12 protein-coding genes and 2 pseudogenes are annotated in these 12,829 nt (G+C 61.8%); 8 read left to right on the top strand and 6 right to left on the bottom strand.

Annotation, left to right across the window (positions count from 1 at the left end):
- The first annotated feature begins 121 nt into the window (after positions 1-121).
- Entirely contained in the window at positions 122-580 is a 459-nt protein-coding gene (locus N415_RS15460; protein WP_068183325.1) for a MaoC family dehydratase, read from the top strand.
- A gap of 14 nt (positions 581-594) precedes the next feature.
- On the opposite strand, the gene N415_RS15455 is transcribed toward N415_RS15460, so the two are convergent.
- The 6 genes and pseudogenes from N415_RS15455 to N415_RS15430 all read right to left on the bottom strand — a co-directional run bounded on the left by N415_RS15455 (position 595) and on the right by N415_RS15430 (position 5,763).
- A complete protein-coding gene (locus N415_RS15455; RefSeq protein ID WP_068183323.1) occupies positions 595-1,431 on the bottom strand; it encodes a PaaI family thioesterase in 837 nt (278 codons plus the stop codon).
- A complete protein-coding gene (locus N415_RS15450; RefSeq protein ID WP_068183320.1) occupies positions 1,428-2,165 on the bottom strand; it encodes an FCD domain-containing protein in 738 nt (245 codons plus the stop codon). The genes N415_RS15455 and N415_RS15450 overlap by 4 nt, the downstream gene beginning before the upstream one ends.
- 209 nt (positions 2,166-2,374) lie before the next feature.
- Positions 2,375-3,214: an SDR family oxidoreductase gene (locus N415_RS15445; RefSeq protein WP_068183317.1), complete on the bottom strand. Its 840-nt coding sequence runs from the start codon at positions 3,212-3,214 to the stop codon at positions 2,375-2,377.
- A gap of 29 nt (positions 3,215-3,243) precedes the next feature.
- A pseudogene (locus N415_RS15440) lies at positions 3,244-3,554 on the bottom strand (amidohydrolase); the annotation flags it as partial.
- 103 nt (positions 3,555-3,657) lie between these two features.
- On the bottom strand, positions 3,658-4,155 hold the full coding sequence (locus tag N415_RS32735; RefSeq protein WP_239645566.1) for an alpha/beta hydrolase: 498 nt from the start codon (positions 4,153-4,155) through the stop codon (positions 3,658-3,660).
- 372 nt (positions 4,156-4,527) lie between these two features.
- On the bottom strand, positions 4,528-5,763 hold the full coding sequence (locus tag N415_RS15430; protein WP_068183312.1) for an amidohydrolase family protein: 1,236 nt from the start codon (positions 5,761-5,763) through the stop codon (positions 4,528-4,530).
- Between the two features lie 159 nt (positions 5,764-5,922).
- Here N415_RS15430 and N415_RS15425 point away from each other — a divergent pair, with 159 nt between their 5' ends.
- From N415_RS15425 to N415_RS15395, 7 genes and pseudogenes are all read left to right on the top strand, one after another.
- Positions 5,923-6,528 carry a TetR/AcrR family transcriptional regulator gene (locus tag N415_RS15425; RefSeq protein WP_068183308.1) on the top strand — a complete coding sequence of 202 codons (606 nt, stop codon included), beginning with the start codon at positions 5,923-5,925 and terminating at the stop codon, positions 6,526-6,528.
- 305 nt (positions 6,529-6,833) lie between these two features.
- Complete coding sequence (locus N415_RS15420; RefSeq protein ID WP_068183305.1) at positions 6,834-7,985, top strand: acyl-CoA dehydrogenase family protein; 1,152 nt, start codon at positions 6,834-6,836, stop codon at positions 7,983-7,985.
- Between the two features lie 104 nt (positions 7,986-8,089).
- Positions 8,090-8,584 (top strand): annotated as a pseudogene (locus N415_RS30790) (CoA transferase).
- 190 nt (positions 8,585-8,774) lie between these two features.
- Entirely contained in the window at positions 8,775-8,960 is a 186-nt protein-coding gene (locus N415_RS32730) for a hypothetical protein (RefSeq protein WP_239645565.1), read from the top strand.
- A gap of 295 nt (positions 8,961-9,255) precedes the next feature.
- Positions 9,256-10,209, top strand: a complete 954-nt coding sequence (locus tag N415_RS15405; RefSeq protein WP_081665276.1) for an LLM class flavin-dependent oxidoreductase — start codon at positions 9,256-9,258, stop codon at positions 10,207-10,209.
- 205 nt (positions 10,210-10,414) lie between these two features.
- Positions 10,415-11,848, top strand: a complete 1,434-nt coding sequence (locus N415_RS15400) for a wax ester/triacylglycerol synthase family O-acyltransferase (protein WP_068183298.1) — start codon at positions 10,415-10,417, stop codon at positions 11,846-11,848.
- A 226-nt stretch (positions 11,849-12,074) separates the two neighbouring features.
- Positions 12,075-12,827, top strand: a complete 753-nt coding sequence (locus N415_RS15395; protein ID WP_068183418.1) for a lysophospholipid acyltransferase family protein — start codon at positions 12,075-12,077, stop codon at positions 12,825-12,827.
- The last annotated feature ends 2 nt before the right edge of the window (positions 12,828-12,829 follow it).

The raw sequence follows: 12,829 nt of genomic DNA, 5'->3' as shown, positions 1-12,829 counted from the left end.
CGCGCGTAGCAAATCCGATCCGAAGGCAACGTTGCCAATGCCCCCGGCGATGCGCAGCGCACCGACACGCGCAGATAGGGTTATATATATACTGATTGCAGTTGGTGAAGGGACGGCTCGGGTGAAGGTGATCGGTTGCATCGATGATGCGGTGGCGTTGATCGGCCAGCAGCTGGGAGTGAGCGACTGGAAACAGATCGATCAGAAGCGCATCGACGAATTCGCCGATGTGACGGAGGACCACCAGTGGATCCACGTCGACGTCGACCGAGCTGAGACCGAGAGCCCCTACGGCACCACCATTGCTCATGGCTATCTCACGCTCTCGCTGATCCCCGCGCTCAGCAAGGAAACGCTCGCCGTCGAGAATCGCAAGATGGGCATCAACTACGGGCTGAACAAGGTGCGCTTCTTGGCGCCGGTCCCCGTAGGAAGTCGCGTCCGATTGCGTTCCGAACTGCTGGAAGCGACCAGAGTCGGCGACAACGTCGCGAATCTCACCGTGCGCCACACCGTGGAACTGGAGGGCTCCGACAAACCGGCGGCGGTGGCCGACGCGATCTCACGCGTGGTGTTCTAAATCGGACGTAACCGTCAGCGGTAAGCCGTCACGCGGGCGGTGAGGGCCACCCTGCCGTCGGCGCCGATGGCCTGCGAATCGCTGACCGCTGCCCCGCGGCCTAACCGCAGCGGGGTGGCAACGTAGCGCGAATGGTCGCTGGCGTAGAACGGCCGCAGGAAGTTGGCGCGTACCGATGCAGTGTGGAATGCAGCGCCGTCGGTGTTCATCAATGCGGAGGCCGTCATTTCGAGCGCGGCGGCTGCCACACCGCCGTGCATTGTTCCAATGCCGTTTCGCAGAATCGGGTCGTCGAGCTGGCGTAGTACCCGCATGCCCTCGGCCGCCGCTGCTATCTGCACTCCCATCAACTCTGCCAGCGCTGTGTTTGGTTTTCTCGCAACGGTTTCCGGCGGATCCGCCACCACTATCCGGTCGCCGGAAATGAAATATGATCGAACGGTTCCGCCGCCGATGACGATGCCATCGCACGTGAATGTGCACACGGAAAGCGCGCTGCTGCCGCTGGATCCGAGGGGGCGCGCCTCCGCGATAACCAGGCTGTCCGCAGCTTCCAGAGCGCAAGAGGCGCCCTCAGGGCTCAGCTCGATTGCGAGTTCGCTCGATACCGTCCATTCGTCCGGACCGCGGCGAACATGGTTGGCCATGCCGCCGGCCATGTCGATCAGGATGGCAAGCGCCGCGACAGTGCCATGATCGGTGAATGGATTCCGCATGCCGGCCATGGGCATTGACATGACCGCGGTCGCCGCCCGGGGGTCGACGCCGAGCACCTCGACCCCAAACCGGCGCATGACTCGGTCTGGTGTCTCGAGGTCTTGCTGATCTGCGCCCTCCGCGAGGTCCGTCATTCCAGGAGGTCGACGACGGTCGACAGCTCCGAACCGGACAGCGCATACTCTTCGGCCTTCTTGAGGTGGCGGCTCCACAGCTCTGCGGCCCCGTCGGCGTCACCATCTTTAATCAAATCGAGCACCATGCGATGCGTCTTAGACGCGCGCCGACCCGCCGAAGCTGCCCGCGGTCCCTCGCTCGGCTGCAGCGAGCGGTTGGCCTTCTCGATGATGTGGTACAGCATTTCGCTGACCATCTGCATCGTCTTGTTCCCGGACAGCCTTGCGATCGCGGTATGGAACTCGGTGCGCGCGTCGACCGCGGTTTCGCCTTCCGCGTCGCCTTCATGAGCGACGATGTCCTCGAGCTGGGCAATCGCGGCCTTGGGCCTGCTGTTGGCGAGCTGGACGATCATCGGTGTTTCGATCATCGCGCGGGCGTCGTAGACGTCCCTGAGCGTTACGCCTTCATATTCCAGGATCAGGCCGGCGTAGCGGGCCAGCGTTTGACGCTGTGGGCGGGTAACACGTGCGCCGCCGCGAACCCCCCGCTCGACCTTGATGAGCGACTCTGACTCTAGGACCCGAAACGCCTCGCGCAGAGTTGGCCGCGACACCCCGAAGCGCTCCATCAGCTCCGACTCCGGAGGCAGCATGGTGCCTTCGGCGATTTCCCCGCGAACCATCATCCGGCGCAACACAGTGGCCACTCGTTCGGCCATCTTCGGTTCCCGAAGGCTGTTGACCTCCACGCGCGACTCCTTCCGTGCGGTATCACCATAGCGCGATTCATTTAACTATCTCTGAGATTAGCTCAGTTCGCGCGATTTACCCGGCTGTGGGCACCGCAGGAATCTCGCTTGTGAGGTGTCTCATGACACCCGCGAGTTGTGGTCCCGAACCTCAATTTTCCTCGAGGTATCCTCATATCGACTCGCCCACCCCCGTACGGGCGTCCGTCTTAACGGTAGCGGGTAACCGCAGCCTTGTCCTTCATAGTCATGGACGTTATGGCACCGCCATCGCACAGTATGTCGACGCCAGTAAGGTAACCCGCCTTTTCGCTGGCACAGAACGCGAGCAGCTCGGCGATCTCGTCCTGCTTGCCGAACCGGCTGAGCGCGGCATACCGAACAATCGAAGCGCTGCCCCGTTCCTCCAGTCTTCCCATCTCGTTGTCGATGGGCCCAGGAGAAATCGAGACGATGCGGCCACCTTGATGTCCGAATGTGGCCGCTTGCGATGCGCAATACCACACGACGAAGCTCTTGCTGAGGCAATAGGCTACGTCCGAACGCAGGTTCTTGGGCGCAAGATTGCACAGGAACACCATTCTTGCCATGAAGGCATCTTCGTTATGTGTCGCGTACTGAAACCACTTCGTCGGAAACAACATCCGAGGCAGCATGTGAGCCGCCTGGGACGCGACATTGACGAGCACAAAGCCCTCGCCGGCGATCCGGCGGAAGCCCTCGTTAACGTTCACAGTACCGATCGCGTTGATCCTCATGATCCGGGCTCCGGCGCCCATGCTAGGGCTTATCCCTGCGGTATGGATGACCGAAACGACCGTCCCAAACGCCGACGAAGTATCGACCAACTCCGCGACGGACTTTCGATCGGTGATATCACAGACGAAACCTTTGCATTCGATTCCTGACTGCTCGAGCTCCGTGACCGCGGCATCCAATCGGTCCCGATTCACGTCGCTTATGACGACGGCGCGGTCTCGTCCCACGATCTTTGCAGCGGCGAGTCCCATGCCTCCGCCACCGCCGGTGATGACCGTCACCCCGCGCATACAGGGCGCCCGTCTTTGCTACGCGTCGTGCCCTCGGCAAAGACCGCGCCGGCGAACCGCGGGAACGACGGGAAGTTCGTCATCGCCTGGACCCCGTCGATGCCATGTCGGTCACTCGCGCCTTGGCGTAATAGCAGCCCGGAATCATGTCGTCGTAGCGCACCGGCTCGATGCCGTACTCCTCGGGTTTCTTGCCCGCCACGGCGTTGAGCCCGATGTAGGGATCGATGCGGCCCTCGTACTGCCACATCTTCTTGGTCAGCCGGTCGCTCCACACCTTCGGATGCTCGATCAGGTGATCGTCGATCGAGATCGACTGCATCCACGGTTGCAATGGCATCACCACCTTCCCTGTGCGCGGCAAAACAGAATAATATTTACTTGTTTTTGGTGAGCTTACTCACCGGTGGTAACGGCAGCAATCCAATCCGGGTCGTGGCTCTTCAAGTCGTTGACTTCACGAACGCACTGATCGCTGTGGCGGTTCCTTCGGGCTGGTCCAGCATCACATACGTTGCGCTGTCGTCGATCGTCTGCAGCGTCGCGTTCGGAAAGGCGTCGGCGAGCCGGCATGCGTGAGCCATCGGAAATAGCTTGTCGGCGTTGCCCCAGGCGATCAGGACCGGCTTCTCATAGGCTTCGATGGCAGCGGTCGGTGCGAGCGTGTATCGCGGGTTCAGGTCGGCCGTGAGCCGCACGGCCTCGCGTCGAACCTCGGCCGAGCTGGCGAAGCCACGGAATATCGCGGCCCGGCGATCACGGTCGATGCCATGCCGGGTGACGGCCGAGGCGAACTGGCCCTGGCCCGGACCGGTTGCCAATAACCGCAATACGGCGCCGCCCAACGTTGTGCTGATCTTGCATAACTTCACGAGTGGGGCGAACCCTGACGGAGGGAAATGCTCGAAGCTGTCGCAGTTGGTGAAGACCAGTCGCGCCACCCTGCACGATCCCGCCGCCGGTGTTGTTGGCCACCAACGTAACGTCCGAAAGGCCCAGCCTCTCAAGGAATCTCAGGATTCGTCCGCCTGCCGCCGGCACACCGAGGTCCACGCCGGGCCCAACTCGCTTGCGCTGTGCGCCGAGCGGCCAGGTGGGAACGATGCAGCGGTGATCGCTCGACAGTCGCCGGGCGACATCTTCCCACAACGCTCCGGTCACATAGACGCCGTGGACGAACAGCACCGGCGGTCCAGATCCGGTGTCGGTGTATTCGATCTCAGCATCGTCGATTACGACGGTGTTAGTCAGGTTCGGCCTCCAGTGGATAACGGTGGGGACAGCGCCTCAGGCTGCTGCCCCCACCGTAAGACTTAGACGCCAGCGGTTTCGAGGATCGGTGGTTTCGTCGCACCCGGGTCGGGATTCTTGATCGGCAGCCCCATGAACCGGCGAGCGTTGTCGCCCATGTAGTCGTAGGTGCGTCGCCGGTCCATGCCTTCGGCGTACCGGTAGAAGCCCTTGGGTTCGGCGAGCCCTTCGGGGTGTGGCCAGTCAGAACCGAACAGGACCTTGTCCCACCCCAAAGTTGCGACGACATCCGCCACGTTGCCTTCCCAGAACGGGGACACCCAGATGTTGCGCCGAAATACGTCATTCGGATGCTCGTCGAACGCCTTCGGCATCTTCTTGTAAACATCGTCGAGGTCCTCGAACAACCGGCCCATCCACGAGCTGCCGTTCTCCACACTGGCGAGGCGGAGCTTTGGAAACCGCGTCAGGGTGCCATGGCAGATCAGGCTGGTGATCATGTCGGCGATCTCGCGATGCCCGATGACCACCCACTTGAACGGTGACATTTCGAAGGCGCTGTTTGTCACCGGCGGCTCCCACTTGTCGACGTACTCCTCCAGCGGCGGCTGGCTACCGTGGATCACGATTGGCAGCCCGGCGGCCTCAACCTCACGCCAGAAGGGGTCGAACTCGGGGAGTGCCGGTGAACGCCAACCCCGGAAAGTGTTGACGGGGGCCGGCTTGATCAGCGCTACCTTGGCGCCATTCTCGAGAATGAATTCCAGCTCACGCAGTGCGTTGTCGAGGATCCCAAGGGTGATCACCGGCGTCGTGTAGATCCGGTCCTTATAGGTGTAGCCCCAGGTCTCGAGCATCCACTGGTTCAGCGAATGGATAATCGCCGCGGTCAGCTCCGGGTCAGCGGCAGCGGAATGCTCGACCAGGTTCGCCAGTGTTGGATAGTTCATAGTCGATTCCACGCCCTGGCTGTCGAGCAGCTTGATGCGCTCGTCGCGGTCGCGGGATGCCGGCGGCGTCTTAATCGGTGTGCCGCTCATTTCGCGCAACGTGAGGCCGTCGGGGTTGTTGTTTCCGTAGAACCTTTCGTGTGCCCCCGGGGCCGCGACCACCTCGAACGTCGGGTTGGGCATGTACTCGGTGATCTTGCCGAGGATCGCGATGCGGGTGCGTTTGTCGATCTTCACGAATTGCACGGCTTTGTGGTACTGCTCCGGCAGGTACTTGGTCAGCGCATCCGGCGTTTCGTACATGTGCTGATCGGCGTCGAAGATCGGCGCATCAGTGAATTGGGTCATCGGCAACGTCTCCTCACAGGGTGGATTTCCAAGCCTGACGTAACTTGACAAATATGTCAACTATTTGCCTATTTAGCACTCAACTATAGCTGCTACCTGCTATGACTACAATCTGACAACGATGTCGCCGAAGCGGTCGTTGTCATATATCGTCGCTGTATGATGGTGTCTCCTGCAGCGCGCACGGCCGATGCGCTGGACAGCGGCCGCGGTGAACGCACGCGTGCGCTGATCCTCGAGGCAAGCCGCAAGCTGTTCTTCGAACGGGGGTACGCCGGCACGCCGATCAATGCGATCACCGAGGCATGCGGCATCTCTCGCGCAGGGTTCTATACATACTTCAAGGACAAGCGCGACGTTTTCAATGTTCTCGGCGAGACCGTCTACCACGAGGTGTTGGCGGTGATCGCCAAGTGGGCTGCCTTTCCCGAGCCGTACGGGCTTGCCGAGGTGAGGGGATGGGTCGAGGAGTATTTCGAGCACTTGGACCGACACGGTGCATTCGTTATATCTGCCCATCATTCGGCTCCGGACGATGCGGACTTCAGGCGCTCACGCGACCACATCGTGACCCGCTGCTGCTGGAAACTGGGGGAGGCCATCACAGGGGATGGCCGACACCCCCCGGAAGCCGTCGGTTCCGCGGTTATGGGTTTGCTCGAACGATCCTGGTACGCGGTTCAGACGCAATCGGTACGGGTCGATCGGGATGAAGTCATCGCGGTTGTCGCCGAGATGATCTTCGCGATGACGCGTCCCCGCTGACAGCGGCTGACTTGGGTGGAGCTTGCCAACGCCTCCGGGGTTGGCCAGACGAACGCCCGGACAACTGGCCCGCATCGACCCCGAAGCCTGTATGAAGGCGCAGTCGATTTCAATGGTCATCTGCAGAGCTCTTGGGGACGCCGCTTCGCGGTACCGTGCCGGGCGATAGGTGACCCACCGTCCGCTATGGGTCGTGGGGCGGCCATCGTCGACGACGCCACAAAACGCGCTGGCTAGCCGCGCCGATCGCACTGCAGCCCGTCTATATAGTAAAATCTTTTATACTTTACTCACAGGGGATCGTGATGGACTTCCGTTTTTCCGCAGAGCACGCGGCACTTCAAGAAGTCGCGAGGCAATTCGTGGACCGCCACTGCCCGCCACGGCGGGCCAAGGAGTGGGACGAGACCAACGCTTATCCGGAGGAGTTGTTCAAGGCTATGGCCGAGATGGGCTGGTTCGGCCTGCCATTCGCGGAAGTGGCCGGCGGCGAGGGCGGTGGCCCGATGGAGCTCACGATCATCGCCGAGCAGCTCGGTCGCGCCAGCCTCGACGTCGCGATGTGCTACATCGGCACATTGATTCCTTCGTTGACGGTGTACAAGTGGGGAACCGACGCGCAGCGCGAGAAGATCAAGACCACGATGTGGCCCGGCCTTTCGCGTTATGTCGTCGCACTCAGCGAACCGGATACGGGTTCCGACGCGGCGGCCTTGCGGTGCGCGGCCGCCGACGCAGGGGATCACTTCGTGGTAAACGGTCAGAAGATGTGGTGCACGGGGGCTGGCCTGCCGGGCGTTCAGATCATGATGTATGTGCGGACCTCGAAGGGAGAAAACAAGCACGACGGCATCAGCTTGGTGTTGCTCGACGCCCAGACCCCCGGTGTCGAACTCCGGCGGGCGCCCACGTTGGCGCGGCACATCCTCGGCACCTACGAAATCTTTCTCAGTGATGTGGTCGTTCCGAAGGAAAACCTGGTTGGCGAGCAGGATCAGGGCTGGCATGTCATGTTGTCCAACTTGGAGCTCGAGCGCGTGTTGATGAGCGGCGCCTACGTCGGCGTGGCACAGGCGACGCTGGGTGAGGCACTCGAATACTCCAAGAAAAGAATGGCGTTCGGCCGGCCCATCGGAAACTTCCAGGCGCTTGCCCACGCGATGGCCGATATGCAAACCGAGATCGACTCGGCGCGGCTACTCGCCTACCGAGCAGCCTGGATGCTGTCGCAGGGCATGCCGTGTTCGCGCGAGGGCGCGATGGCCAAATTGAAGGGCTCCGAAACGTACGTGGCCGCAGCAAGACTCGGTATGCAGATTTGCGCCGGCCACGGCTTCTCCACAGAAAGCGTGATGAGCTTCCGCTGGCGAGAATCCATCGTTGCCCCAATCTCCGGCGGTACCAGTCAGATCCAGCGCAATGGCATTGCGCGCAGCATGGGCCTGCGTAGCTACTGACGGGGTTGTCGATCAGACGTGAGCGCCCAGTGTGAAACCTACCCAAAAAGGTAATCACTCACGGCAGACTTCACCATCGTTGAATGCCCGATCGAACGCCGCCGATGAGTGGGCCCCTGGAGGGCATTACCGTCAGTGCGTTGGAGCAGGCGGTAAGCGCTCCGTCGCGTCACTGCAGCTCGCGGACATGGGCGCTCGGGTCATAAAGGTCGAGCGTGTCGGAGAAGGTGACTTCGCTCGCCAGTACGACGCCGAAGTGCGCGGCATCGCAAGTCATTTCGTATGGGTCAACCGAACCAAAGAGTCTCGCGCTCGACTTCAAATCGGTGGCGGGACGCCAGATCCTTTGTGAGCTGATTGCTCGCGCGGACATCGTGACTCAGAATCTGGCGCCGGGAACCGTACACCGGATGAAGCTGGATGCAACGCAGTTGGTTGCGCGCCATCCCCGCCTGACCGGCTGCGACGTGTCCGGATACGGCGAGGGTGGCCCGTACTCGGACAACCGGGCGTACGACCTGATTGTCCAGGCAGAGACCGCATCGATCGCCACCACCGGCTGGCCGGGTCGCTCAGCGAAGCCAAGACCGCCGCACTGACTATGACACTTGGCCGTCATAGTGGGGGCCCTGCGAGAAAGGTGCGGCTTGTCCGAAGGGAAGATGTTTGTGTTCTCCAATCCGGTCGGCGCTATGGAGGATATGTTCAACAAGTCGTATGGCAACCAGCACCTGACAGACGTTGGCCGTTCCGGGCGTTACGGCCGGGCAGCGATACGATCTGGCTCTGATGAAAATCCTTGAGGGCGAAGATGTTCCCGCCGACCTGCGTGAGCCGACACATCGCTATCTCGCCGGCTACAAACTCGACGATGATCCCGCCACCGTCATGAAGGCATTTCTCGCCAAAGTCGCGGCGGGCGAGATACCGCTCAGCGAGGCGGCGGACCTGACGACGATCTCGCCGAGTCCGTAGAGCCCGCGGGGCGAGCGACTCACGGCGGAGTGACTGGCACACACGACCAAATCTAAGCTGCCGGTTGCAACGGCATCGCGGTTTCCTCTGCGTGAAAGGTGGCACCGACCGAGCCGGCTCGGTGACGTGTGCCCTGACCAGCGGTCTCATCAGCACCCGAAGCTCTTCCGCGTTCCAACATCGGCTGACAAATGCTTGACAATTCGTATAATGAATAAATGAATCGTCCTTTACGAGCGCGCCGCGTCGACCGCACGCTGGTGTCGAAGATACCGGCCGCCTAAGGAGGAGCGTCATGTCCCACCCGAGGATCACTATCCGTACCCCACGGGATCCTGGTGAGATTAATGCGGCGTCCCTTCGTCGGTGGCTTGCTGATGTGGAGGCAACAGCGATCGACGGCGTGTTCTCGGGCGACCACGTCAGCTTCCACGACGGCAGGGGTTTCGACGGATTGATCCATGCGGCGGCGCTCGCGGCCGCCAGCGAACGCCTGACGGTGTGGACGGCGGTGTACCTATTGGCGCTGCGGCATCCCGTGCCGGTGGCGCGCCAGGTCGCATCGCTGTCAGCGGTGGCGACCGGCCGGTTCGTGTTCGGAGTGGGGCTCGGCGGAGAGGATCCCCACGAGCTGGAAATCTGCGGCGTCAACCCGCGCCGTCGGGGCCGCCAACTCGACGCCCATCTCGAAGTGGTCCGGGCGTTGCTTGCCGGAGACGAGGTGAGCGCTTACAACGAATTCCTGTCTATTCCGGGCGCGGTCATCCGGCCGGTGCCGCAGCCGGCCGTGCCAGTCTTGATCGGGGGCCGATCCGAGGCGGCACTCGAGCGCGCCGGCCGTGCCGGTGACGGGTGGATTGCCATCTGGATCACGCCGGAACGTGCGCAGGCCGCATTGGCGACGATCGCCGAGCACGCCGGCCGTCACGGCCGCGAACACGAGGCGCGCCGTAACGCGCTCATGGTGTGGTGCGGTATGGCCGACTCCGTTGACCGCGCCCGATCCCTGGTAGGCCCGGTGATGGAGGGCATCTACAAGACGCCGTTCAGCCGCTTCGAACGCTACACGCCGTGCGGGACCCCGGCCCAGATCGCCGAGGCTCTTGTCCCCTATGCCGAGCTGGGATTCACCGACATCCTGCTCAACGGGGTCGCCGAGGATTCCACGAGCCTCATCGCGCATAGCGACGAGGTAGCCCAACGGCTGGCAACGATGTGCGGCTCGGCCCGCCTCGTTGATGCTGATTGACGGTGCCAATCGGTACGCCGCGAGCGAGATGCGTACGGGCGCAAGGTCGCTCGTTCGACAACACGGACTGGTACTACAAAGTTGGTTGCTGGCTCCAAATGAGCAGGAATTTCTTGAATGTCTTTCGGCCGAAACAGTGGGGTCATCGAAGAGTCGACATCTAGTCGGCCCAAAGGTTGTGGACATTCGCAAGTGAGGGGGATTGATGAGGCGACTGAGTGGTTGGGACGCGATGATGCTTTACAGCGAAACTGCGGACGTGCCAACCCATACGCTGAAGATAGCGATCATTGACACGACTGAGTTCGACGGCGACTTTACGGTCGATCTTTTGCGACGAGTGCTCTCACGCCGGCTTCCCGTGCTCGAACCACTCCGTTATGAGTTGCTCAACATTCCGATTAAGCTGCACCACCCGATGTGGCTGCAGGAGTGCAAGGTCGATCTCGACTACCACGTTCGGCGGGTCGAGGTGCCCGCCCCCGGGAGTCGTCGTGAACTGGACGATCTGATCAGCGACATCGCCGAAAAGCCGCTGGATCGCACCCGGCCACTATGGGAGGTTTACTTCGTCGAAGGCATGCCCGATCGCAGACTCGCCATCGTCACCAAGATGCATCACGCGCTGGCCGACGGCGTCGCGTCGGCCAATCTTTTGGCCCGAGCGGTTGATCCCGACGTTTCCAGCGAAAGCCAAGCCGGCATGCGTAACTGCACGCCTCCGCCGACAGGGGAGTTGCTCCGCGCGGCCGGCCGCGATCACGTCCAGCAGATTAGGCAGCTGCCCGCTGTCATCAAGGACACCGCATCCGGCATCTCGAAGGTGAGGCGTCGCTCGAAGCAGCGCGGTCAGCATCCCGAATTGGCCCGTCCGTTTTCACCTTCCAAGACATTCATCAACCATCGGGTCTCACCAGGGCGCCGGTTCGCCAGCGCAACGCTGGCTCTTGCCGATGCCAAGCAGACCTCCAAGCAGCTCGGCGTGACGCTCAACGAGCTGGTGTTGGCGATTTCCACCAGGGCCCTGCGCGAACTGCTGTTGCGCTACGACGGCACCGCGGGTAAGCCGATTATTGCCTCCGTGCCGGTCAACACCGATCCGTCTCCTGACCGGATTGCCGGAAACGCGATGGGTGGGATGTTCGTATCGCTGCCGGTGCACATCGACAGTCCGCTCGAGCAGGTCCAGTTGACGCGCGTGGCGAGCGGCATTGCCAAGGAAAACAACCAGCTACTCGGTCCGGAGCTCATGGGTCGGTGGACCACATATATGCCGCCGCCACTGGCTCCGTTGGGATTCCGGTGGCTCTCGCAACGCGAAATGCAAAACAGCCTTTATAACGTCTCGGTATCCAACGTACGTGGTCCACAGGAGCGTGGCCGCATCGGCGGAGCGACAATCAGCGAATTCTGTTCTGTAGGGCCGCTCACACCGGGATGCGGCATGAACATCACCGTGTGGAGCTATGTCGACCAATTGAACATCTCGATACTGACCGACGATCGCACGCTCTCGGACGCCCATGAAGCGACCAATGCCATGCTTGACGGCTTCGCTGAAATACGCGAAGCCGCGGGGTTGTCGAGCGGCCTGTCGGAGGTACCCACGGCCATGTCACAAGCCGCTCGGCGCGGGTAGCTTCGCTGGAACGTACCTAAAGTCAAAGCGGCGTCAGGATACGGTAAGCTTTACGATAAATAGATAACCATATAGCTGTATTTGGCTGAGGACGCTAGTGGTTATCGCGGGTACCCGAATGGGCGTGGGTGTGTGCTTCTAGATTGGAGGTCCGGTGTCTGAACGCGACCGGGTTCAAGTCGGCGCAGCGTCTGGCGACTTCGCCGAAAAGTGGGATCCCGTCCTGATGCGGCGGGCGATATCGGCGCTGCGACCCCTCGCCAAGGTTTGGTATCGGGCGGAGGTGCGCGGGGTTGACAAGATTCCGTCGGGCGGCGCGCTGGTGGTGTCAAACCACTCCGGCGGACTTATCGCCATGGACATCCCGGTGCTGGCCATCGATTTCTACGAGCATTTCGGGTACGACCGGCCGTTGTACTGGCTGGGTCACGACATGTTGTTGAGTACGCCATTCGGTGAGTTCTTGAGTCGCACCGGGCTTATCCGTGCGGACCCCGAGAACGCACAGAAAGCCCTGAGTTCCGGGGGTACGGTGATGGTCTTTCCGGGCGGGGACTATGACGTTTACCGGCCGTCGACGGCGGCCAACGTGATTGATTTCGGAAATCGCACCGGCTATGTCAGGACCGCCCTGGAGGCGCGGGTACCGATAGTGCCTGCGGTGTCGATCGGTGGGCAGGAAAATCAGCTCTACCTGTCAAGGGGACAGGGCTTAGCCCGACGGCTTGGGCTTAGACGCCTGATCCGGGCGAACGTGGTTCCGATAACGTTCGGAATCCCCTTCGGATTTTCAGCGCTGTTGCCGATAAACCTTCCGCTGCCCACCAAAATCGTGACCCAGGTGCTCGAGCCCATCGACATCGTCGCGCAGTTCGGCGAGGACCCCGACATTGCCGCGGTCGACGCACACGTGCGCGGTGTCATGCAGGTCGCCCTGAAGCAACTGGCCGCCGCTAGGCGCCTGCCCGTAGTGGGGTGATG

Origin of the sequence: Mycobacterium sp. UM_CSW (assembly GCF_000455205.1) — a bacterium.
Taxonomy (GTDB): domain Bacteria; phylum Actinomycetota; class Actinomycetes; order Mycobacteriales; family Mycobacteriaceae; genus Mycobacterium.
The sequence above is the reverse complement of the archived record's forward strand: the minus strand, read 5'-3'. Positions and strand labels throughout refer to the sequence as shown.